Genomic DNA, 23,033 nt, shown 5'->3' with positions numbered 1-23,033 from the left:
TCACAGGTGATTCCCAGCCGTAGCGGTGGCCGGGCGTTGAAGCGACAACTAAAGTTTTCCCCATGAAGAAGAAGTGGTGGATTGCCGCAGCAGTCGTCGTGGTGCTCGCGATCGTCGCCCTGGTCGTCGGACCTCGCATCTACTCCTCGTTGGAGAGCAGCGACCCGGCGGCGTCGGTCTCCACCAGCGGGGCGGTGGCCGCCACCGGTGATCTGGACGGTCGGTGGACCGTCACGCCGGGTGACGACGCCAACCGGACGTCCGCCGGATACACGGTCGCGGAGGTGCTGAACGGCACCGACGTGACCGTCGTCGGCACCACGCCGGACGTCAGTGGATCGGCGACCATTGCCGATCAGCAGCTCACGGCCGGCGAGATCGTCGTGCAGACGGCCACGATCACCACCGACAGCGACCGCCGGGACAACCAGTTCCGCGGGAACATCTTCGACGTGGCAGCCAATCCGACAGCCACGTTCACCGTCACCTCACCCGTCGACCTGTCCTCGGTGCCCACGGACGGAACCACCGCGACAGTGACGATGGACGGCACCCTCACTCTGAAGGGGCAGACCCGCGACGTCAGCGTGGACACGCAGGTCCTGCGCTCGGGTGAGACCATCGTGGCGTCGGGAAGCATTCCGGCGACATGGGCCGACTACGGCATCGAGCCGCCGTCGCTCGGGTTCGTGACGGTCGACCCGGCCGGCTCCGTCGACTTCCTGGTCACGCTCGCCGCGGCCTGACGCTCCGGTGCCCAGCCGGGAGGACCGAACACGTATCCGAGTTTCTGACGGAGGGTCGCCGCCGTTCGCACATCCCGTGCGATGGCGGCGTACTCGTGTGTCTGGAGCTTCAGGATGTCGAAGGTGTTCACCGGCGTCGTCAAGCCGTAGTGCGGACGGAAGGTCTCGGGCGCATAGGTTCCGAACATCCGGTCCCAGACGATCAGGATTCCCGCGTAGTTCTTGTCGAGGTATTCCTTGTCGTTCCCGTGGTGCACGCGGTGGTGGGACGGGGTGTTGAAGACGAATTCGAACCACCGTGGCATGCGGTCGATACGTTCGGTGTGCACCCAGAACTGGTAGACGAGGTTGATGGCGAAGCCCGTGAACACCATCCACGGCGGGATGCCGAGGAGGGGCAGGGGCAGCCACATGACGATCTCGCCGCTGTTGTTCCACTTCTGCCGCAGGGCGGTACTGAAGTTGAAGTACTCACTGGAGTGATGAGCCTGATGCGTCGCCCAGATGACGCGCGTGCGGTGCGCGATGCGGTGGTACCAGTAGAAGAGCACGTCGACACCGAGCAGCAGGACGACCCACGTGTACCACTGGTCGGACGGTAGGTGCCACGGCGCGACATACGCGTAGATGACCGAATATCCCAGTAGGGCAACGGTTTTCCAGACCGTCGTGGTGACGATGGAGACCAGGCCCATCGAGATGGACGCGCGGGCGTCGGCGCGGAGGTAGGTCCCGCGCCCTGGCCTGTCGGCTGCGTCGGTCGGCTCCGAGGCGCCTCGACGTTCCAGGATCACTGCCGCGGTCCACTCCAGTGCCAGCAGGACGAGGAAAGCGGGCACCGCCAGTGCCACCGGGTCCCGGAGAGGCCCCGGAAGGGAGTTCCACACGTCTGCGATCACCGCAACACTCTACGTGATCGCGGTCACACCATTGCGTGTAGTTCAGCCTCGGTAGGTGCGCACCAGCGGGCAGTCGAACGGATCGCGGTGCGAGAGCCCGACCGCGTTGAGGTAGCGGACGACGATGCCGTACGACCGGACCAGCGAGGTCTCGGTGTAGGTGACGCCGTGCTTCTCGCAATGCTCCCGAACCATCGGCCGGACCTTCTTCAGGTTGGGCCGCGGCATGCTCGGGAACAGGTGATGCTCGATCTGGTAGTTCAGACCGCCCATCATGAAGTCGGTGACCGGTCCGCCGTCGACGTTGCGCGACATCAGGACCTGGCGCCGCAGGAAGTCGACCTTCACGCCGGCGGGTACCAGCGGCATGCCCTTGTGGTTGGGCGCGAACGATCCACCCAGCAGGACGCCGAAGACGCCGAGGTGGACGAGGATGAATCCGATGGCCAGGCCTGCGGGCATGGCCAGGAACGGCAACACGAATCCGACGGTGAGCCGCAGTGCGATCAAGCCGAGTTCTAGCTTGCGGTACTTGATCTCCTTGGACCCCAGCAACGTTCGCACGCTCGCGATATGAAGCACCGCGCCTTCGAGAGTCAGGAGCGGGAAGAAGAGCCAGCCCTGACGACGAGTCAGCGCCCCGTAGATGCCGGTCCTGCCGGCGGCGTACTCGGGCACGAAGGCGATCGGCCCGTTGCCGATGTCGGGGTCCTTGCCGATCTGGTTCGGCGCATTGTGGTGCTTGCTGTGCTTGCCCTGCCACCAGTGCAAGGACAGCCCGGCGAACGTTCCCGACAGGATCCGCGCCGTCCACTCGTTGGCTTTGGACGAGTCGAACATCTGACGGTGTGCTCCGTCGTGGCCGAGGAAGCCGAACTGAGTGCTGACGAGAGCCAGGACGACCGCGAGGCCGAGCTGCCACCAGGAGTCGCCGAGAAGGAAGGCGCCGACCCAGACCGCGAAGAAGGCGAAGACGGTCGCGAAGATGCGCGAGATGTAGAAACCCCGGCGTCGCTCCATCAGGCCGGAGGCGCGCACCGCGACGGACAGCTCGGTGTACGAGCTGATGAACTTGTCACGGGGCCGTTCGGAGGTGACGGACACTGGCTACCTCGGTTTCCTGTGGACTCTTCGTTCCACGGCTGTCGGTCACTGGCAGTCGGGTGCGCACACGAAGTAAGAGGTCACGCCTGCGTCACAAGTGTGGCACAGGGAGGCCACGGCGTCGACAGTCCGACGATCCAGTTTCCGGCTCTGCAGTGCACAGTTCACCAGTCCGTTCCCCATGTGCGTGTCGCGAGGCGGGTGGTGTCGACGTCGTGGAGTAGGGTGCAACATAGGTACAGCGAAGAGTCCGCGGTCGATCCTGCGACTCCCGTAGTCGGATTACCCGACACTGTGACCACCCCCTCCGCACTTCTTGTCGCGGGGGACTCTGTTCGACGATCTGCTCGTCCGCTCTCCATAGAAGGGGTTTTTCATGGAACCCGTCTCACTTTTCCTCGCACCCGTCACCGCCGACTCCGAGCCCGTCGAGGCTCCCGCGACGTCGGCCGCGCGTGACGCCGCCAATGCCACTGCACCCGTCTACGGGCAGCTCTTCTCCGAGAAGTCCTGACCGCGGGCGCACTGCCGACTCTGGCTCGACATGACCGACACACACGACTCGCCGCGGGGTTCCGCGGTCACCACGTCGGTGGCACGCCGGATCACGCCGGGTCGTGAGCAGGACTTCGTTGCGTGGACCGACGCAGGTATCAGCGTCCTCCGCACGTTCGACGGCTTCCTCGGAGGCGGATGGCTGCGCTCGTCCGCGGACCCGTACGAGTACTACGTGCTCTACCGCTTCGATTCGGACGCACACCTCCAGGAGTGGCTGTCCTCACCGTTCCGCCGGGCGTGGGTTGCTCGCGGCGTGGGCGTCGCCGACGACCATGTGACGCATCGCCTCACCGGTGTCGAAGGGTGGTTCGAACCACAGTCGACCTTGACCGACGCCGTGCGAGTGGTGGGTGCTCCGCCGCCGCGCTGGAAGCAGGCGATCGTCATCTGGTCGGCGTTCTTCCCCCTGTCGCTTGTCATGAACTTTCTTGTGTCCGAGTATCTTTCGCTCGGTCTCGTCGTCAGAACTCTCCTGATCACCCTCGTCAGCACCCCTGTCATGGTGTACGTGCTTCTTCCGTTCATCACGGCCCGCGTGAAGCGATGGCTCACTCCTTGATCGACTGAAACCTGCACTCTGCGTGGTGAGCGTCACAAAAGTGCACGTCACTGCAAACTTGCCGACTCGCGCAACTTCCGTACTGTGGATCCCGTGAGTTCCGGACTACGTGACCGCAAGAAGGCGGAGACCCGTGCAGCGTTGAGTGCTGCCGCCATCCGCCTCGGTCGGCAACAGGGTTTCGACACCGTGACCGCGGAGGCGATCGCCCGCGACGCGGGGGTGTCGACGCGCACGTTCCACAACTATTTCTCCAGCAAGGAAGAAGCGGCGCTGTACTACCTCGAGCAGGCAGCGTTCGAGTGGGTGGACCTCATCGAGCACCGTCCGCAGGACGAGGACTTCTGGGATACGGTGCGCGCCATCGTCTTCCAGATCGTCGACGATCCGGAACGAGAGCTCACCGAGACCGTCGCGATCGCACGGTTCGTCGAGGAGTCGCCGGCGCTGTTGGCAAAGAAACTCGAGTTCGACCGATCGCTCTCGGCAGCGTTCAAGAAAGCCGTCGCTCGGCGCACCGGGCTCGATCCCGACCGCGACCTGTACCCCTCGCTGGTGCAGGCCGCAGTGGGTGCCATCGTCAGCGCCGCACTCGCCTTCTTCGCGGAGGCATCCGAGAAGGGTTCCACCACAGCGGAATCCGCCGGTGAGGTGGTTCGTCTCGCGATGCAACAGCTCGAATGCGGACTCCGGCAACCGCTCACCGGCTCCACCCCGCTCCCGCCCGACTGATCACGCACCCGCCCGTCACCAGCACGAACACCCGAACGAGGAGAACTTCCATGGCCACCTTCCTGTATCGCATAGGACGGTTCTCGTACCGTCGGAAAGGCATCGTGCTGCCGATCTGGCTCGCGATCCTGGTTCTGGCGGGAATCGGTGCAGCCACGCTGTCCGGTCCGACGAGCACCTCGTTCTCCATTCCCGGTACCCCCGCTCAGGCAGCGCTGGATCTGCAGAAGGAGCGATTCGGCGGCGGTGAGGATCCGCTGACGTCCGCCAGCGCTCAGTACGTGTTCCAGGCCCCCTCCGGAACCACGCTCGACTCGCCCGAGAACACCGCGGCCATCGACAGCGTCATCGCGAACATCCGCGGGATCGCCGCGGTGAAGGACACGGCGAAGGCCGATCCCGACGCCGGCCCAGTGCCCGAGGGTGCCATGCCGCTCCTCGATCCGATCGCCGGCAACCAAGCGATCGTCGATCAGTACGCGGAGGCCGGTCTCGCCCCCGATGTCTCCGCGGCGAACGCCGCCGCCGTGTCTCCGCTCTCACCCGACAAGACCATCGGAATCCTGCAGGTTCCGCTGTCCGGCACCGTCACCGACGTCACCGCAGACGTGCGCACGCAGCTCGACGAGGCAGCGCAGCCGGCGCGGGACGCCGGGCTGACCGTCGAGATCGGCGGAAGCGCGATGCAGGCCAACGAACCTCCCGGGGGTAGTGCCGAACTCATCGGCCTCGCCGTCGCCGCAGTCGTCCTCGTCGTCATGTTCGGATCGCTGGTCGCCGCCGGACTGCCGCTGATCACCGCCATCGTCGGAATCGGCGTCACGAGCCTGACCATCACGACCGCATCGGGCTTCGCGGAACTCACGCAGTTCACGCCCATCCTGGCCATCATGATCGGTCTCGCCGTCGCCATCGACTACTCCCTCTTCATCGTCGCCCGCTTCCGCAACGAGCTCAGCGAGACGGACGACCGAGAAGAGGCCGCCGCACGCGCCGTCGGTACCGCGGGAAGCGCCGTCGTCTTCGCCGGAACCACCGTGCTCATCGCCCTGGTCGCCCTCCGCGTCGTCGGCATCCCGTTCCTCTCGCAGATGGGTCTCGCCGCGGGCTTCGGCGTGTTCGTCGCCGTCCTCGTCGCCTTGACGATGCTTCCCGCGGTGCTCGGTCTGTTCGGCAAGAAGGCCTTCGCCGGCAAGATCCGCACCGTCCCGGACCCGGAGCACGACGACAAGCCGACCAACGGTCTGCGGTGGGTGCGCATGGTGATCAAGCGTCCCGCACTGGTCCTCATCGTCGGCGTCGTGATCCTCGGTGTCATCGCCGGTCCGATGACGTCGCTGCGACTGGCGCTTCCGTCGGTGGCCACCGCCGAGCCGGGTACCCCCGCTCGTGAGGCGTACGACCTGGTCGACCAGGGCTTCGGCCCGGGACGCAACGGTCAGCTGCTGATGGTCGTGGACGCGAGCAACGTCCCCGAGGCCGATCGGACGGCGGCCTTCCAGGCTGTCGTCGACAAGGCGGCGGCGGAACCCGACGTGACCAACGCACAGCAGGCCGGGCTCAACCCGGCGGGCGACACCGCCCTGGTGTCGGTGACTCCCAAGAGCTCACCGATCAGCGAGGACACGCAGAACCTGGTGACCGCGCTGCGCGACGCCCAGGGTGGTCTGGAATCCGAGTACGGCGTCACCTACGGCGTCACAGGCCAGACCGCGCTCGAGATCGACGTCTCGGATCGGCTCCAGAAGGCCCTGATCCCCTACCTCGCAGTCGTCGTCGGACTGGCATTCCTGCTGCTCATGGTCGTGTTCCGGTCGATCCTGGTGCCGCTGACGGCGACACTGGGCTTCCTGCTCAGCGTGCTCGCCACCTTCGGTGCCACCGTCTTCATCTTCCAGGAAGGCGGACTGGGGCTGATCTCCAACCCGCAGCCCATCGTCAGCTTCATGCCGATCTTCCTGATCGGTGTGGTCTTCGGACTCGCGATGGACTACCAGGTCTTCCTGGTGTCCCGGATGCGGGAGGCGTACGTCCACGGCGCGAACGCGAGCGACGCCATCGTCACGGGCTTCAAATACGGCGCCCGCGTCGTCGCGGCCGCGGCGGTCATCATGATCTCGGTGTTCGCAGCGTTCATGCTCGAGCCGGACTCGTTCATCAAGTCCATCGGCTTCGCTCTCGCGGCCGCCGTGTTCTTCGACGCCTTCATCGTCCGCATGATCCTGATCCCCGCGGTCATGGCGCTGCTCGGCGACAAGGCCTGGTACCTGCCGAAGTGGCTGGACAAGATCCTGCCGAACGTGGACATCGAGGGCGAGAAGCTCACGAGGCCGACCGACGAGCGGGTACCGGCGAATACGCTGTGATCCGATGACCTGCACCCACCACGACCCGTCCGCCCTGAAGGAAGGAAGCACGACGTGTTGATTTCACTTCTCCGTCGTTACCTGGCCCCGTACCGGGGACCGCTGACGGGCGTGGTGGTGCTGCAGTTCGTGGCCACCGTGGCCTCGCTGTACCTGCCCAGTCTGAACGCCGACATCATCGACAACGGCGTGACGACGGGCGACACCGGCTACATCCTGTCGACCGGCACCCTCATGCTCCTGGTGTCGGCCGTGCAGATCGCCTGTTCGATCGGCGGCGTCTACTTCGGAGCGCGAGCGGCCATGGCGGCCGGTCGCGACATCCGCGGAGCGCTGCTCGACCGGGTGGGTACGTTCTCCGCCCGTGAGGTCGGGACCTTCGGCGCACCGTCATTGATCACCCGCAACACCAACGACGTGCAGCAGGTCCAGATGGTGGTCCTGATGGGCTGCACCATTCTGGTGATGGCACCCATCATGTGCGTCGGCGGCATCGTCATGGCGCTGCGCGAGGACTTCGGACTGTCCTGGCTGCTGGGTATCGCCGTCCCGTTGCTTGCCGTCAGCATGGGCTTCGTCGTCGTCCGGATGGTGCCGGCGTTCAAGGTGATGCAGACCCGCATCGACACCGTGAACCGTGTTCTGCGCGAGCAGATCACCGGTATCCGAGTGGTCCGCGCCTTCGTCCGCGAGCCCTACGAGGCCGAGCGTTTCGACGACGCGAACACCGCCCTCACCGCGACCGCGCTGCAGGTCGGTCGTTTGATGGCTCTGATGTTCCCCGTCGTCATGCTGATCAGCAACGTCACCAGCGCGGCCGTGATCTGGTTCGGTGGCCACGCCGTCGACGAGGGTCGCATGCAGATCGGTTCTCTGACAGCGCTTCTCAGTTACATCATGCAGATCCTGATGTCGGTGATCATGGCGTCGTTCATCGCGATGATGATTCCGCGCGCCAGCGTCTGCGCCGAGCGGATCATGGAGGTGCTGGGCACCGACTCCTCCGTCGTCCCCGCGGCGAAGCCGATCGGCTTCGCGTCGGCACCGTCGACCGTCGAGTTCGACGGCGCCGGCTTCGCGTACCCCGCCGCCGACTACCCGGTGCTCTGCGATGTGTCGTTCCGCGCCGACGCCGGAACCACCACCGCCGTGATCGGCAGTACCGGCTCGGGTAAGACGACCCTGGTCAATCTCGTTCCCCGACTCATCGATACGACGGACGGAACGGTACGTGTGGGCGGAACCGATGTGCGAGAACTGGATCCGGAAGTCCTGCGAGCGGAGATCGGCCTGATCCCGCAGCGGCCGTTCCTGTTCTCCGGCACCATCGCCTCGAACCTCCGATACGGCAAGGAGGACGCCACGGAGGCCGAGATGTGGGAGGCGCTCGAGATCGCGCAGGCCGCCGACTTCGTCCGCGACATGCCCGAGGGACTCGAGACCCCGGTCGCCCAGGGTGGCACCACCGTCTCCGGCGGGCAGCGTCAGAGGCTCGCCATCGCCCGCGCGATCATCCGCCGTCCGAGCATCTACGTCTTCGACGACGCGTTCTCGGCGCTGGATCTGACGACCGATGCGAATCTCCGGGAGGCGTTGCGCCCCATCACCCGCGATGCCTGCGTGATCGTCGTCGCACAGCGCGTGTCCACCATCCGTGATGCCGACCGCATCGTCGTCCTCGACGACGGAAGGATGGTCGGACTCGGCACTCACGACGAGTTGCTCGAGACATGTCCGACCTACGCGGAGATCGTCGACTCGCAGCGCACCGCAGCAGGTGTCTCGTGACGCGGCCCGGAGGACCTCCCGGTCCCGGAGCTCCCGGCACGAAGGCGATGACGTTCGGTCCGTCGGTCAAGCGTCTTCTGCGACGGCTCGTCCCGCAGCGGATGCTGCTCTCGATCGTTCTCGTGTTCGCCATCGCCAGCGTCGTCCTCACCGTGCTGGCCCCGAACATCCTGGGCAGGGCCACCAACCTGATCTTCGACGGCATCGTCGGCCGGTCGTTGGATCCCTCGCTGACCAAGGACCAGGTCGTCGACGGCCTCCGCGCCGCCGGTGACGGCACCCGCGCCGACATGGTGTCGAGCATGGACGTGGTGCCCGGGCGCGGTGTCGACTTCGACGCCGTCGGATCCGTGCTCATGATCGTGCTGGCGCTCTACCTCGGTTCCGCCCTGCTGTCGTGGATCCAGGGGTACATCCTGAACATCGCGCTGCAGCGTGTGATCAAGAGACTGCGCACCGACGTCGAAACCAAGATCCATCGGTTGCCGTTGCGCTACTTCGACTCTCACAAGCGCGGCGACGTGCTCTCCCGCGTCACGAACGACATCGACAACGTCTCGCAAAGTCTCCAACAGACGCTGAGCCAGTTGATCGTCTCGGTGCTCACCGTCCTCGGGATCCTGGGGATGATGCTGTGGATTTCGCCGCTGCTCGCGCTCGTCGCCATCCTCACCGTTCCGCTGTCGATCGTGGTGACGACGGTGATCGCGAAGCGGTCGCAGCCGCACTTCATCGCCCAGTGGAAGCAGACGGGGTCGCTCAACGCGCAGGTCGAGGAGGCGTACACCGGACACGAGCTGGTCAAGGCCTACGGTCGCCAGCGCGAGACCGCTCGCGTGTTCCACGAGAGCAACGAGGAGCTCTACCAGGCGAGCTTCCGCGCGCAGTTCATCTCCGGAATCGTCATGCCCGCCATCATGTTCCTGGGCAACCTCAACTACGTGGCCATCGCCGTCGTCGGCGGGTTGCGCGTCGCGTCGGGAACGCTGAGTCTCGGTGAGGTGCAGGCGTTCATCCAGTACTCGCGCCAGTTCACTCAGCCGCTGACGCAGATCGGTTCGATGGTCAACCTGCTGCAGTCCGGTGTCGCCTCGGCCGAGCGGATCTTCGAAATCCTCGACGCGGAGGAAGAGGGTGCCGATCCCGCCGAGCCGGTCGAGCCCACCACACGCAGCGGGCGCGTCGAGTTCGCCGACGTCTCGTTCCGCTACGAACCCGAGCGTCCGCTCATCGACGGGTTGTCGTTCGTGGCCGAGCCCGGCCAGATGGTGGCGATCGTCGGTCCAACCGGTGCCGGTAAAACGACCCTGGTCAACCTCGTGATGCGGTTCTACGACATCGATTCCGGGTCCATCACCCTCGACGGCGTCGATACCCGGGACATGACGCGGGCGACTCTGCGATCGCGGACCGGCATGGTCCTGCAGGACACCTGGCTGTTCGGCGGCACCATTCGCGACAACATCGCGTACGGCAACTCCGACGCCACCGAGGAGTCGATCATGGAAGCCGCGCAGGTCAGCTACGTCGACCGCTTCGTCCACTCGCTTCCGAACGGCTACGACACCGTGATCGACGAGGAAGGCAGCAACGTCAGCGCCGGTGAGAAGCAGCTCATCACCATCGCTCGCGCATTCCTGGCTGATCCGGCCGTGCTGATCCTCGACGAGGCCACCAGCTCCGTCGACACCCGCACCGAGTTGTTGGTGCAGAAGGCGACTGCCGCGTTGCGCAGCGATCGCACGAGTTTCGTTATCGCACACCGACTCTCGACCATCCGCGACGCCGATCTCATTCTCGTGATGGAGAACGGGTCCATCGTGGAGAAGGGCACGCACGACGAGCTCATCGCGGCGCGCGGTGCCTACCACCGGCTCAGTGCGTCCGGCCTGCAGGAGCAGCAGCTGGCGTCTGGTTCGATGGGAGCGTGAGTCAGCCCAGCGAGAACTTCTTCACCGTCGAGGACCGGATCGAGGACCACCTCGGTCGCACCGGCACCTTGCGGACCCCGCACGGCGAGATCCAGACCCCGGCGTTCATCGCCGTCGGAACCAAGGCGACCGTCAAGGCGGTTTTGCCCGAATCGATGAAAGAGCTCGGGGCACAAGCGGTTCTGGCCAATGCCTATCACCTGTACCTGCAGCCGGGCTCCGACATCGTCGACGACGCGGGCGGTCTCGGGAAGTTCATGAACTGGGACGGCCCGACGTTCACCGACAGCGGCGGGTTCCAGGTCATGTCGCTCGGCGTGGGATTCAAGAAGGTCATCTCGATGGATGCGAGCCGCGTCCAGTCCGACGACGTGATCGCCGAGGGCAAGGAACGCCTCGCGCACGTCGACGACGACGGGGTCACGTTCAAGTCCCACCTCGACGGGTCACGCCACCGCTTCACCCCCGAGGTGTCGATGCAGATCCAGCACCAGCTCGGCGCGGACATCATGTTCGCCTTCGACGAGCTGACGACGCTGATGAACACCCGTGCGTATCAGGAACAGTCGCTCGACCGGACCCAGGCGTGGGCTGTCCGCTGCATCGCCGAACACGAGCGGCTGACGGCGGAACGCGTCGGCAAGCCGTACCAGGCGCTGTTCGGTGTGGTGCAGGGTGCGCAGTACGAGGATCTGCGTCGGAAAGCGGCACATGATCTCGAGACCATCGTGGGTGAGACCGGGCGCGGTTTCGACGGCTACGGAATCGGCGGCGCATTGGAGAAGCAGAACCTCGGCACGATCGTCCGATGGGTGAACGAGGAACTGCCCGAACACAAACCGCGACACATGCTCGGCATCAGCGAGCCGGACGACTTCTTCGTCGCCATCGAGAACGGCGCCGACACCTTCGACTGCGTGAACCCGTCACGAGTGGCGCGGAACGCGGCGATCTACACCCCGGACGGCAGATTCAACATCAACACCGCGCGTTTCCGACGCGACTTCACCCCGATCGACGACGAGTGCGATTGCTACACCTGCGCGCACTACACACGCGCCTACATGCATCACCTGTTCAAGGCGAAGGAGATGCTGGCCTCGACCTTGGCGACGATCCACAACGAGCGTTTCACGGTGAAGCTGGTCGACGACATCCGCGCATCCATCCGCGACGGGCGCTTCCAGGAGTTCAAGAAGGACACGCTGGCGCGCTTCTATTCATGACCAAAACTCCCCGCGAGTACGTCCATAGTGTCGTGATGTCGTGCTCGACAGCGACAGTATCGACGTACTCGCGGGGGCGGGGGTGGGGTCAGTCCGGGGAGTAGGTCGGCTCGCGCTTCTTGATGTACGCGATCACGGCGTAGGTGATGGGGAGGACCAGCACCTCGACGAGGGTCTTCCACAGGAAGCCGACGATGACGTAGTTGACGAAGTCGGCGCCCGTCGTGATGCCGATGACGCCGGCTGCGATGCTGCAGAAGATCAGTGTGTCGAAGAATTCGCCGACGACGGTCGACCCGATGAGCCGGGCCCACAGGTGCTTCTCCTTCGTGCGTTCCTTGATCTTCACCAGCACGATGGAATTCAGCAGCTGTCCGACGGTGTAGCCGGCGAGTCCGGCGAGGACCAGACGGGGCACGACGCCGACGACGGTCTCGAGTGCTGCCTGGTTCTCGTAGAACGAGGCCGCGGGGAGTTCGATCGCGATCCAGAAGCACACCGAGGTGAGCAGGAGCGATCCGAAGCCCAGGTAGATGGCGCGGCGCGTCGCCTTGAGGCCGTACACCTCGCTGAGGACGTCACCGAGGATGTAGGCGAGGGGGAAGAGGAAGAAGGCGCCGTCGGTGTTGATCGGCAGCACCTGGAAAGGCCCGAGCGAGACGTCGGACGAGGCGAAGAAGGCGACACCCTTGCTGGCGGCCACGTTCGAGATCAGCAGAACCGCCACGAAAAGAGCGACGATGGCGGGGTAGAAGCCCCGGCTGATGTGGGCGAACGAGGCCTGTCCAGACGGAGTGTCGCCGTCGGTGGCAGTGGAGTTGGTTGCAGTCACCGGTCGATCCAAGCACCGAGACGACGACGGGCGCGAATCCCGCGAGGGATCCGCGCCCGAGGCGCCGCGAACGGTGTTACTTCTTGACGACCTGGGTGCCGCCGGCGAACTGATCGTGCTTGCCCTGCTTGCTGGGGCTCGAGTTGATCGTCACGGCGATGACGATCACCGCGATGAACGCGAGCAGGCCGCCGAGGAACGGGATGACGTTCAGCAGCGTGAAGGCGTTGCGGATCGCGGACTGCTGCAGGCTCGGACGTGCCGCACCGGCGGGTCCGTGAACCTGGAGCCCGAGGATCTTCTTGCCCAGCGTCGCGCCCTGGCTGACCTCGAGGCCGACGAAGTAGGCGAACGTCAGAACACCGGAGAACAGCCCGGTGACCAGGATGTTGTCGGTGGCTCCGAAGATGGCCGCCAGGATCAGCGCGACGATTCCGACGATGATCCCGTCGATGATGCGGGCACCGAGACGGATGCCGAGGCTACCGGGCCGGCCGCCGGCCGGCTGTCCGCCGAACCCGCTGTTGTCGAACTGGGGAGGCGTCGGGTAGCCGCCCTGCTGGGGGTAACCGCCCTGCTGGGGGTAGCCACCCTGCTGCGGCGGCGGCGGGTACGAGCCCTGCTGAGGCGGAGTGAATCCACCCTGCTGCGGCGGCGGGTAGTTGCCCTGCTGGGGCGGCGGGTACGAACCCTGGCTGGGCGGCGGGTAGCCACCGGGGTTCTGCGGGTCCTTGTTCGGGTCGAAACCGCCTGTGGTCATGGTGTCCTTCTCGTACGAGGGGATGAGACGTGCAGAACTGTCGCGGCCACCCTACGTCCGAAATGCCCCCGACGGTGTGCCATGTCCTGTTGCGAAGCGGTACCGATCAGGGAAACGCCACGAACCACGGATCTCGCGGAAGCAGTGTCGGAGTCCATCGACCGGCGATGTCGTCGAGACTGCGACATCCCGGCGTTCCGATCGACGCCGCGATCATCTCGACGACGTCCTGCACGGATTCACCGGCGTCCAGGCGGTCTCGCAACGTCACGGCGCCGTCCCTCTTCGCGAGCCGCGCACCCGTGGGCCCCAGGGCGAGCGGGACGTGCACGTACGTCGGCTCGGGGATGTCGAGCAGGCCTGCCAGGTAGGCCTGGCGGGGAGCCGACGCGAGAAGGTCGTCGCCGCGGACGACCTGGTCCACACCCTGGAAGCCGTCGTCGACGACGACGGCAAGGTTGTAGGCGGGCACTTTGTCGGTGCGTTGCAGGACGAGGTCGTCGACGACTCCGGTGTACTCGCCTGCCAGTGCGTCGTGGACCGTGTACGTGTCGACGTCGGCTCTCAACCGCAGCGCAGCGCGTCGACCCTCGGCTCTGCGCTGCGCGCGTTCGGTGTCGGACAGATGACGGCAGGTTCCCGGGTAGGCGCCTTGCGGCGCATGCGGTGCCGACGCAGCCTGCTGGATCTCCCGCCGGGTGCAGAAGCACTCGTACACCCGACCGTCCGCGCGCAGAGACTCGATGGCCGCCGCATAGGAATCTCGTCGATCCGATTGATGCAGCACGGGGCCGTCGAAGTCCACGGCCAGTGCGGCCAGATCGGCAAGTTGGCGCGCTTCCGAACCCTCCCGGACGCGGTCCAGATCCTCGACGCGCAGGACGAACGATCGGTCCGTCCTGCGGGCGAAGAGCCAGGCCAGGACAGCGGTCCTGAGGTTGCCGAGGTGGAGATCGCCGGACGGGCTCGGTGCGTATCGGCCGGCTCCCGTCATTCCGCCCGTCCGAGCAGTTCGGCACTGCGCGCCGTGACCAACGCCCTCATCGCGTCGACGACGACCCCGACCTCGGGCCGACGCAGTGTCTCGCTCCGAGCGACCAGCCAGTACGCCAACGTCACCGTGACCTCTGAGTGCAGCACTCGGACCAGGTCGTCGTGGCGGTCGGCCATGAAGCACGGGAGCAGACCGATGCCCGCCCCGGCGCGGGTGGCCTCGACATGGACGAACACGTTGGTCGAGCTGACCGAACTGCGCATGACGGGAACGTCGGTGGAGTCGGCGTCGCCGCCGACGGATCGCGCCAGGTCGAGATCGTCGACACGCAGCATAGATTCCACGAAGTAGACCAACGGATGTCCGGACAGGTCGGCTCGGGTGGTGACGTCGCCATGGCTGTCGAGGTACTCGCGGGTGGCGTAGAGACCGAGGCAGTAGTCGCCGAGATGCAGGGCCTCGGCGCGGTGGACGTGCGGTGTCCCGACGACGATCTCGATGTCCATTCCCGACCGTTGTTGCGACGCTCGACGAGTGGCGGCGACCAGTTCGACAGCAATGTCCGGGTGGCGTTCCTGCACATGGACCGCGGCGGGAGCGGCGATGTACGCGCTGAAGCCGTCGGTGGCCGAGATCCTGACGACACCTCTCAGCGACGCCCCGGCGGGGTCCACCAACCCGCGGACGACTCCGTCCACTGTCTCTGCCGCGCGCAGGGCGCCTCGTCCGAGGTCGGTCAGTTCCCACCCACCCGACGTCTTGACCAGCACTCGGCCGCCGAGCGACTTCTCCAACGACGCGATGCGGCGCGACACGGTGGTGTGGTTGACGCCCAGACTGTCCGCCGCCGCGGTGAAGCGTCCGCTGCGTCCCACGGCGAGGAGCACCAGGAGATCGTCGGCACTGGGCAGAGACGGCCGACCGTGGGGTGCGGAACTGCCGATCGGGGTCATGTGTGCATCTTTGCAGTCTCGTACTGCGTTCGCGGCCATTGTGATCTCCGGTGATCTGCGTCGATACTGAACCCAGCGTGTGCCGTGGATCACTATCCGGGTGCCGGAGACTCAGCAAGGAGAATGTCATGTCGGTTGTCGACAGAGTGGACCGCGAGGAGGAACCGTCGGGTCTGCGGAAGGTGGTCGCCGCATCCATGGCGGGCACCGTGGTCGAGTGGTACGAGTTCTTCCTCTACGGCACGGCGGCGACGCTCGTGTTCAGCAAGATCATGTTCGCGGAGGGAACGAGCGAACTCGACGCCATCCTGGCCGCGTTCGTCACCTACGCGGTGGGATTCGTCGCGAGACCGCTGGGCGGCATCGTCTTCGGTCACTTCGGTGACAAGTACGGACGCAAGAAGCTGCTCCAGTTCTCCCTGGTGCTCGTCGGTGCCGCGACGTTCCTCATGGGATGTCTGCCGACGTTCAACCAGATCGGCTACTGGGCGCCGGCGCTGCTGGTGCTGCTGCGCTTCATCCAGGGCTTCGCCGTCGGCGGAGAGTGGGGTGGCGCGGTACTTCTGGTCGCCGAGCACAGCCCGAACAAGAGCCGCGGTTTCTGGGCGAGCTGGCCGCAGGCCGGTGTTCCCGGTGGAAACCTGCTGGCCACCGTGGTGTTGCTGGTTCTGACCACGACACTGTCCGACGAGGCATTCCTCAGCTGGGGTTGGCGTGTCGCGTTCTGGCTGTCCGCCGTCATCGTCTTCGTCGGCTACTACGTCCGCACCAAGGTCACCGACGCCCCGATCTTCGTCGAGGCCCAGAAGCAGGCCGAGGTCATCAAGGCCGCGTCGTACGGCGTCTTCGAGGTCGTCAAGCGGTACCCGCGTGGCGTGTTCACCGCGATGGGGCTGCGCTTCGGTGAGAACGTCATGTACTACCTGGTGGTCACCTTCTCCATCACCTACCTCAAGGTCGAGGTGGGAACGGACACCAGCACCATCCTGTGGTGGATGCTCGTCGCGCACGCCGTCCACTTCGCGGTGATCCCGCTGGTCGGTCGACTGGCCGACACCGTGGGCCGCCGTCCGGTGTACATGGTCGGTGCGATCACCGCCGGGACGTGGGGGTTCTTCGCGTTCCCGATGATGAACAGCGGCCACAACGTCGTCATCATGCTGGCGATCATCATCGGCCTGGTCTTCCACGCCTTCATGTACGCCACGCAGCCGGCGATCATGTCCGAGATGTTCCCGACGCGTATGCGGTATTCCGGTGTGTCACTGGGCTACCAGGTGACGTCGATCGTCGCCGGCTCGCTCGCGCCGATCATCGCGGTCAAGCTGCTCGACGTGTACGGCTCGTCCGTGCCCATCGCCTGGTACCTGGCGGGCGCCACCCTGATCACCCTCATCGCCGTGGTCGTGGCGCGGGAGACCAAGGGCATCGCGCTCGAGAGCATCGACATCGCCGACGCGAAGAACCTGGCCACCGAGGCAGAACTGGCAAAGGTCGGCATCGCCAAGTAGGTCCGTGTAACGCAAGAACGCCCTCTCCCGGATCGGGAGAGGGCGTTCTGTCGTGGTCAGGCTTTCGCGACCAGCCTCGGCCGTGGCGTCTGCGCCTCGCAGTCGCGCATGAACTCGGCGAACACGCGCTCGAAGCGGTCCGGATTGTCCAGGTGCGGGAAATGCCCCGCGCGTTCGAAGATCTCGACCCGTCCCTGCGGTAGCTCGGCCCGCGCGTTCTCGGTGTGGGAGTTGGGGATGATGCTGTCGCGCGCACCCCAGATGAGCATCGCCTGGATGTTGGGGAAATTGGCGAAGTGCGGAGTGGCATTGATGGTCTGGCCTCGGAAGCTGATCACCGAGCGCGCCGTCGCCAGGAACGCGCGACGCGTTCCGGCATCCTGGACCGACCCGAAACTGCGCCACGCCTCGGTGGAACTTGCGCTCATCAGCGGCAGTCCGAGCTTGTCCAGACCGTCGATCGCCAGGTCGGTCAGTCCGCGAACCGTGCGGTTGGCCATCAGCGGGAGCACCAACTCGCTACCGGGGAGAGTCGCGGCGCGGAGCAGCGGGCTCACCTCGGGGCCGAGGCCGCCGCTCGCGATGAGCACCATGCGCTCGACCAGTTCGGGGAACAGGTAGAGGGTCTGCATCGCGATGCCGCCGCCGAGCGAATGGCCGACGAACGTCGCGGACGAGATGTCGAGGCTGTGCAGCAAGTCGCGGACGCTGGCCGCGTGGGCGCTGATGGAGTAGTCACCGGCCGGCTTGTCGGACTCACCGTGACCCAACAGGTCCGGGACGATCACGCGGTATCGACGCGACAGCATGTCGACCTGAGGTTCCCAGTTGTGATGAGAACCCAGTAGGCCGTGGATCAGGATGACCGTCGGGCCGTCTCCGATGTCCAGGTATTTCATGTCGTTGCCGTGCAGACTGAATGTCTGCATGTCCGGCTGTGCGGTATCGAGTGCCGCCATGGGAGATCCCTCCGTAGTACAACTCTTCCGAGTGTGCACTGCATCCGGCGTGGATGCGCCATTCCGGAGCCATGTGATGCCAGACATTACGTGTGGACGGGCGGTGTTCGTCACAAGACGTTTGTCCGGCGAACGACGTGCTCAGTGCGTCAGATAGACCTTCACGGCCACCACCACGGCGGCGATGACAGCGGTCCCGATACCCGCCAGGACCAGGCGGAACGACGGACTCCGCCCCCGCAGACGCTCGGCGACCACGGGTATCGAGGCGATGCGCAGAGTCACCAACGCCCCGGCGGCGGCCTGTGCGAGGGCACCGGGCAGCACATCGAGCCAGGCAAGGGCCAGAAGGAAGGACGGCGCGACACCGGACGACGCGATCGGCACCGTGTCGCGCAACTCCGCGCGCATGTCCACCGAGTCGTCGTCGACAGTGCCCGCCGCCACGGCGTCCGCGAAGACGTGGGCGAGGAACGTCGTGACCGTCGTCCCGAGCACCAACAACGCCGCCGAACCTCCTCCGATGGACCCCGGGCTCGCCGCGACCACGACGGTCATCACCAGAATGTTGCCGTAGACATAGGCGGACAATCGTGCAGATGCGCGGTGCCGGGGGAGCAGCCCACCCTTCCGTGTCGTCACGCGGTGATAGGCGGAGCTGACGAATCCGGGTGCGCGCATGGTCGAAGAGTGCCAGGTCGAGAGGAGACGTACGTGGTCGAGTTGGTTCGCGGCGTGAGTTGGCCACGGGACGAGCCGCTGCTGGGACTCACCGACGTCTCGACGGGCCGGATGACCACGATGCCCGTCACCGGGGCCTCGCTGCGGTACCGGGCGGTCGACGCCCCCGGCGTGCTGTGGTGCATCGGACGCCGCGGTGATGCGGGTCCCGTGGCGTGCCCGAACTCGGCGCGGGCGACCTCCGGGGTGCACTGCGAGGCGTGCGTCGCGGCGGACCCCTTCCGGTTCGTCCACATCGTGCATCGGCAGGACTTCCTGTCGAAGGGACTGGAAAGCGTTGTGATGCAGCCGCACTGGTTGTACGTCGCAACGTTCGCCGACGGGACCGACAAGGTGGGGACCGCCGCCGACCCCCGAAAATGGGGGCGTCTGACCGAACAGGGAGCTGTCGTCGGACGGTACGTCGCGCGAGCAGTCGACGGCAGAGTGGTCCGACATCTCGAAGATGCGATGACGGACACGGCGGGGCTCCGGCAGGCGGTCCGCGCGTCCGCCAAGGCTGCGGGCCTCACCCGTCCCGTCGACCTGTCGCGCCTCGATCGTGCGAACGCCGATGCGGCCGCGGCGGCGCGCGAGGTGCTGGCGGATCTCGGATCGGACTTCTCCGACGACGACTTCCGCATCGTCGACGAGCAGTGGCAGGCCCCCGCGCGGGACGGAGTCTTCGACGGGCGACGGACCGCGTATCCGCTCGACACCGCCGTCGGAGCACACGGGTTGACGGTGCGGTGGTGCGTCGGCTCCGCCGTCGGGGCCACGGTGTCCGAAGACCCGGACTCGCTCTACGTGGCCGACCTGTCGAGACTGCGCGGGCGGCGCATCGAGAGGGGCGACTTCGAGACGGCGCTCCCCGCGATGCAGGAAGCGCTGTTCTGAGTTTGTCGGTGCACGCCGTGTGGCATCCGACAGTCATGCCGACCTACCGAGTGCGTGACACCAGCAACGACACCGTCCTGGCCACTGCCGACCACGAGGACATCTCCACCGCCGAGGCCTGGGCCGCCGGCGTCGTGGAAGGGCTCGACCCGGCTCCGGTGACCTGGGTGCTGGACAGGGAGTGAGAACGAAGAAGACCCCCGTGCAGTGCACGGGGGTCTTTCTCTGCGGAGGATAGGGGATTTGAACCCCTGAGGGCGTTAACCCAACCCGCGTTCCAGGCGAGCGCCATAGGCCACTAGGCGAATCCTCCGTCGGCTACCTTACCGGCGACCCCCCCTTGGAGACGAATCGGGTCGGTTCGGTGGTGCGCGGGGGATGTGGCTAGACTCGTCCACGGATCCCGCGCGGCGCGCATCCTGTGAACTCCCCCAGGGCCGGAAGGCAGCAAGGGTCAACGGGCTCTGCCGGGTGCGCGGGGTCCCCTTAACTTCCCGCCACGCGCAGTCGCCTCGAAAGGCCCTCCTCGCCATGACCGGCCAAGCTCAACTCGGACTGATGAACCCCGACGAGCTGGCAGCGGAGCACGAGAAGCGCAAGACCGAGTACGACGCCCTGAAGGGCCGCGGACTGTCGCTGGACCTCACTCGTGGAAAGCCTTCTCCCGAGCAACTCGACCTCGCCGCCGGCCTTCTGACGTTGCCCGGTGAGGACTACCGCGACGGCAAGGGAACCGACTGCCGCAACTACGGTGGACTCCAGGGCCTCCCCGAGCTGCGCGCCATCTTCGGCGAGCTCCTGAACATCCCGGTCGCGAACCTGATCGCGGGAAACAACGCGAGCCTCGAGATCATGCACGACCTGGTGGTGTGGGGAATGCTGCACGGCACCGTCGACTCCGTGCGTCCCTGGGCCGCCGAACCCGTCGTCCGCTTCCTCTGCCCCAGCCCCGGATACGACCGGCACTTCGCCATCACCGAGAGCTTCGGCATCGAGATGATCCCGGTGACGATGAACCCGGACGGTCCCGACATCGCCGAGGTCGAGCGCCTGGTGTCGGGCGATCCGCAGATCAAGGGCATGTGGTGCGTGCCGAACTACGCGAACCCCACCGGCGCCGTCTACTCGGAAGAGGTGGTGCGCGCCCTGGCCACGATGCCCACCGCGGCCGCCGACTACCGCCTGTTCTGGGACAACGCCTACGCCGTCCACCCCATCGTCGAGCAGCTCCCACCGTCGTACGACGTCCTCGGGCTCGCGGCGGACGCGGGCCACGCCAACCGGCCGTACGTGTTCGCGTCGACGTCCAAGGTCACCTTCGCGGGTGCAGGAGTCAGCTTCCTCGGAGCGTCCACCGCGAACCTCGACTGGTACCTGGGCCACTACGGCAAGAAGAGCATCGGCCCCGACAAGCTCAACCAGCTCCGTCACCTGCGCTTCTTCGGCGACGCCGACGGAGTGCGGTCGCACATGGCCAAGCACCGCGAGATCCTCGCGCCCAAGTTCGCGATGGTCCAGGAAATCCTCGACGACAGGCTCGGTGCCTCGAAGGTCGCATCGTGGACCGAGCCCGACGGCGGTTACTTCGTCAGCCTCGACGTGCTCGACGGCACCGCTGCGCGCACCATCTCGCTGGCCAAGGACGCGGGCATCGCGCTGACGGGCGCAGGCTCCGCCTTCCCGTACAAGCGGGACCCGAACGACCGCAACATCCGCCTGGCCCCCAGCTTCCCGTCGACGGACGAGCTGGCCGCGGCGATGGACGGCGTCGCGACCTGTGTTCTTCTCGCTGCGACCGAGAAGCTGCTCTCCGAGTAGTTCGTACGGGTTCTCACCGTTGCGTGTGGCCTGCCTGTGGATAGCCGAACGCACGGATCGGCGTTCTGTTCGACGATGAGCAGGTGACCGAAGAGCTGTTCGCCCGCCGAGACCTCGCTTCTCGTGGGATAGCCGACGCGGAGATCCGACGCGCACGGCGATCCGGGGCCATCACCCCTGTGCGCCGCGGCTGGTACGCATCCCGAGGTGCATTGGCTGATGCAACGCTCGAGGAGCGTCATCTGCTGATGGCCCACGCCACGCTGAAGGCCGGCGGCGAAGATCTCGCGCTCAGCCACGAATCCGCTGCTCTGGCACTCGGACTGTCGCTGTGGAACGGTGCTCCTTCGGCGGTCCACGTGAGCGTCGATGGTTCCGGCGGGGGTCGCCGCGGTAGTACTAGGTGGCGACATGCGACCCGACTCGACGAGGAGGACGTGCAGCTCGTCGGCGGCGTCCGCGTCACGACACCCGCTCGGACGGTGGCCGATCTGGCGTGCACGCTGACTTTCGAAGAAGCGGTGTGTGTGGGTGACTCGGCCCTGCGTCTCGGCGGAATCACGTCTCGCGAGATCGACGAAGCTTTCGGGCGGTGCAGCCGTCGCCGCGGGATCGCTCGTGCGCGGCGCGCGGTGGCTTTCATGGACGGGCGGAGCGAGAGCGTCGGCGAGTCCCGAAGCAGGGTCTACCTGGATCGTCACGGACTGCCGGTGCCGGACTTGCAGGTCGAGATCGCCGTCGGTGCCCATACGTACCGGCCGGATCTGCTGTGGAAATACGCCGGCGTCATCGGGGAGTTCGACGGGATGGCGAAGTACACCCGCGGCATGCAATCCTCCGACGAGGTGGTCGTGCAGGAGAAGCTTCGGGAAGACGCGTTGCGAGCAGCTGGGTGGAACGTCCAACGATGGATGTGGAAGGACCTCACCGACGACCGTCTCGCGCTTCGGCTTCGTGACGTCCTGGGGATCTGATTCCTGCAACGGTTCCGGCAACCTGCAACGGCTGCAACCGATGCAGGTTGCCGGAAGCGTTGCGGGAACCGCTCGAACGCATGAAACACTCGATTCATGGCAACGACGCTGCACCTGGTGGGAGACCCCGACGCCGACGCACTGCTCTCTTCCGAGCCCCTGGCGCTCCTGATCGGGATGCTGCTCGATCAGCAGGTGCCGATGGAATCTGCGTTCGCCGGGCCGAAGAAGCTGGTGGATCGCATCGGGTCGCTCGACGGGCGCGCGATCGCCGAGATGCCCGAGGACGACTTTCTCGCCATCTGCTCCACCCCGCCCGCGGTGCATCGTTACCCGGGATCGATGGGTAAGCGGATCCAGTCGATGTGCTCGTTCATCGTGGACACCTGGGACGGCCGTGCCGACGCCATCTGGACGGAGGGCGATCCGGACGGCAAGGAAGTGCTGAAGCGACTGAAGGCGCTGCCCGGGTACGGCGATCAGAAGGCCCGGATCTTCCTCGCACTGCTGGGCAAGCAGATGAGTGTGGAGCCGACGGGCTGGCGCGACGCCGCGGGTTCCTACGGCGACGACGGGTCGCGCCGGTCGATTGCCGACGTGGTCGACGCCCGCTCACTGGGTGAGGTCCGCGAGTTCAAGAAGGCTGCCAAGAAGGCGGCGAAGGAGAGCGCGGGGTCGTAGGTTCCCGCCGACCGATCTGTCGGTC

The 23,033-nt window shown here is 66.1% G+C and carries 22 protein-coding genes, 1 tRNA gene and 1 other RNA gene; 15 read left to right on the top strand and 9 right to left on the bottom strand.

The genetic code is table 11. The features are described from left to right. Positions 1-62 precede the first annotated feature (62 nt). Positions 63-746 (top strand): YceI family protein, encoded by a 684-nt coding sequence (locus ASG64_RS08950; protein ID WP_056072180.1) that lies wholly within the window; start codon positions 63-65, stop codon positions 744-746. On the opposite strand, the gene ASG64_RS08945 is transcribed toward ASG64_RS08950, so the two are convergent. Further along, the gene (locus ASG64_RS08945; RefSeq protein ID WP_056072178.1) at positions 659-1,645 is read right to left on the bottom strand and encodes a sterol desaturase family protein; all 987 of its coding nucleotides are present in this window, start codon (positions 1,643-1,645) and stop codon (positions 659-661) included. The two genes, ASG64_RS08950 and ASG64_RS08945, sit on opposite strands and share 88 nt — an antisense overlap. A gap of 42 nt (positions 1,646-1,687) precedes the next feature. After that, positions 1,688-2,749, bottom strand: a complete 1,062-nt coding sequence (locus ASG64_RS08940; protein ID WP_056072175.1) for a fatty acid desaturase family protein — start codon at positions 2,747-2,749, stop codon at positions 1,688-1,690. 376 nt (positions 2,750-3,125) lie between these two features. On the opposite strand from ASG64_RS08940, the gene ASG64_RS21570 reads away from it, so the two are divergent. The 7 genes from ASG64_RS21570 to tgt all read left to right on the top strand — a co-directional run bounded on the left by ASG64_RS21570 (position 3,126) and on the right by tgt (position 11,909). Continuing rightward, positions 3,126-3,263 (top strand): hypothetical protein, encoded by a 138-nt coding sequence (locus ASG64_RS21570; protein WP_156148910.1) that lies wholly within the window; start codon positions 3,126-3,128, stop codon positions 3,261-3,263. Between the two features lie 30 nt (positions 3,264-3,293). Then, entirely contained in the window at positions 3,294-3,866 is a 573-nt protein-coding gene (locus ASG64_RS08935; RefSeq protein WP_042575040.1) for an antibiotic biosynthesis monooxygenase, read from the top strand. 93 nt (positions 3,867-3,959) lie between these two features. Further along, positions 3,960-4,598, top strand: coding sequence for a TetR/AcrR family transcriptional regulator (locus ASG64_RS08930; RefSeq protein WP_052493279.1), 639 nt, complete (start codon positions 3,960-3,962; stop codon positions 4,596-4,598). A gap of 50 nt (positions 4,599-4,648) precedes the next feature. Beyond that, entirely contained in the window at positions 4,649-6,964 is a 2,316-nt protein-coding gene (locus ASG64_RS08925; protein WP_056072171.1) for an MMPL family transporter, read from the top strand. Positions 6,965-7,018: 54 nt separating this feature from the next. Continuing rightward, positions 7,019-8,752: an ABC transporter ATP-binding protein gene (locus ASG64_RS08920; protein ID WP_056072169.1), complete on the top strand. Its 1,734-nt coding sequence runs from the start codon at positions 7,019-7,021 to the stop codon at positions 8,750-8,752. A 47-nt stretch (positions 8,753-8,799) separates the two neighbouring features. Further along, the gene (locus ASG64_RS08915) at positions 8,800-10,683 is read left to right on the top strand and encodes an ABC transporter ATP-binding protein (protein WP_235579550.1); all 1,884 of its coding nucleotides are present in this window, start codon (positions 8,800-8,802) and stop codon (positions 10,681-10,683) included. After that, entirely contained in the window at positions 10,680-11,909 is a 1,230-nt protein-coding gene (gene tgt, locus ASG64_RS08910) for a tRNA guanosine(34) transglycosylase Tgt (RefSeq protein WP_056072165.1), read from the top strand. Before ASG64_RS08915 ends, tgt begins: the two co-directional genes overlap by 4 nt. 88 nt (positions 11,910-11,997) lie before the next feature. On the opposite strand, the gene ASG64_RS08905 is transcribed toward tgt, so the two are convergent. The 4 genes from ASG64_RS08905 to ASG64_RS08890 all read right to left on the bottom strand — a co-directional run bounded on the left by ASG64_RS08905 (position 11,998) and on the right by ASG64_RS08890 (position 15,448). Further along, the gene (locus tag ASG64_RS08905) at positions 11,998-12,741 is read right to left on the bottom strand and encodes a queuosine precursor transporter (RefSeq protein WP_056072163.1); all 744 of its coding nucleotides are present in this window, start codon (positions 12,739-12,741) and stop codon (positions 11,998-12,000) included. Between the two features lie 76 nt (positions 12,742-12,817). Continuing rightward, positions 12,818-13,501 carry an RDD family protein gene (locus ASG64_RS08900; protein ID WP_042575033.1) on the bottom strand — a complete coding sequence of 228 codons (684 nt, stop codon included), beginning with the start codon at positions 13,499-13,501 and terminating at the stop codon, positions 12,818-12,820. 106 nt (positions 13,502-13,607) lie between these two features. Beyond that, a complete protein-coding gene (gluQRS, locus tag ASG64_RS08895; RefSeq protein ID WP_056072161.1) occupies positions 13,608-14,495 on the bottom strand; it encodes a tRNA glutamyl-Q(34) synthetase GluQRS in 888 nt (295 codons plus the stop codon). After that, complete coding sequence (locus ASG64_RS08890) at positions 14,492-15,448, bottom strand: LysR family transcriptional regulator (protein ID WP_235579527.1); 957 nt, start codon at positions 15,446-15,448, stop codon at positions 14,492-14,494. The genes gluQRS and ASG64_RS08890 overlap by 4 nt, the downstream gene beginning before the upstream one ends. Positions 15,449-15,576: 128 nt before the next feature. Between ASG64_RS08890 and ASG64_RS08885 the strand changes: the two genes are divergently transcribed. Further along, on the top strand, positions 15,577-16,959 hold the full coding sequence (locus ASG64_RS08885) for an MFS transporter (protein WP_056072154.1): 1,383 nt from the start codon (positions 15,577-15,579) through the stop codon (positions 16,957-16,959). A gap of 56 nt (positions 16,960-17,015) precedes the next feature. Here the strand turns inward: ASG64_RS08885 and ASG64_RS08880 are convergent, their stop codons facing one another. Together ASG64_RS08880 and ASG64_RS08875 are read right to left on the bottom strand one after the other, a co-directional pair. Beyond that, positions 17,016-17,918 (bottom strand): alpha/beta fold hydrolase, encoded by a 903-nt coding sequence (locus ASG64_RS08880; protein ID WP_235579526.1) that lies wholly within the window; start codon positions 17,916-17,918, stop codon positions 17,016-17,018. Positions 17,919-18,059: 141 nt separating this feature from the next. Continuing rightward, positions 18,060-18,599, bottom strand: a complete 540-nt coding sequence (locus ASG64_RS08875) for a hypothetical protein (RefSeq protein ID WP_056072151.1) — start codon at positions 18,597-18,599, stop codon at positions 18,060-18,062. A gap of 33 nt (positions 18,600-18,632) precedes the next feature. On the opposite strand from ASG64_RS08875, the gene ASG64_RS08870 reads away from it, so the two are divergent. After that, positions 18,633-19,535, top strand: coding sequence for a DUF2797 domain-containing protein (locus ASG64_RS08870; protein WP_235579525.1), 903 nt, complete (start codon positions 18,633-18,635; stop codon positions 19,533-19,535). A 35-nt stretch (positions 19,536-19,570) separates the two neighbouring features. Beyond that, entirely contained in the window at positions 19,571-19,720 is a 150-nt protein-coding gene (locus ASG64_RS08865) for a hypothetical protein (RefSeq protein WP_156388305.1), read from the top strand. 43 nt (positions 19,721-19,763) lie between these two features. Here the strand turns inward: ASG64_RS08865 and ASG64_RS08860 are convergent. Beyond that, positions 19,764-19,848: transfer RNA gene (locus tag ASG64_RS08860), tRNA-Ser, on the bottom strand. A gap of 82 nt (positions 19,849-19,930) precedes the next feature. Between ASG64_RS08860 and ffs the strand changes: the two genes are divergently transcribed. From ffs to ASG64_RS08845, 4 genes are all read left to right on the top strand, one after another. Continuing rightward, positions 19,931-20,025, top strand: an RNA gene (ffs, locus tag ASG64_RS21225) — signal recognition particle sRNA small type. Positions 20,026-20,066: 41 nt separating this feature from the next. Next, on the top strand, positions 20,067-21,353 hold the full coding sequence (locus ASG64_RS08855; RefSeq protein WP_056072141.1) for an aminotransferase class I/II-fold pyridoxal phosphate-dependent enzyme: 1,287 nt from the start codon (positions 20,067-20,069) through the stop codon (positions 21,351-21,353). Between the two features lie 83 nt (positions 21,354-21,436). Further along, positions 21,437-22,327 carry a type IV toxin-antitoxin system AbiEi family antitoxin domain-containing protein gene (locus ASG64_RS08850; RefSeq protein ID WP_056072138.1) on the top strand — a complete coding sequence of 297 codons (891 nt, stop codon included), beginning with the start codon at positions 21,437-21,439 and terminating at the stop codon, positions 22,325-22,327. Positions 22,328-22,423: 96 nt separating this feature from the next. Beyond that, entirely contained in the window at positions 22,424-23,008 is a 585-nt protein-coding gene (locus ASG64_RS08845) for an HhH-GPD-type base excision DNA repair protein (protein ID WP_056072136.1), read from the top strand. The last annotated feature ends 25 nt before the right edge of the window (positions 23,009-23,033 follow it).

The organism is Rhodococcus sp. Leaf247 (assembly GCF_001426185.1).
Lineage (GTDB): Bacteria > Actinomycetota > Actinomycetes > Mycobacteriales > Mycobacteriaceae > Rhodococcoides.
This window is presented reverse-complemented; position numbering and strand designations above follow the sequence as displayed.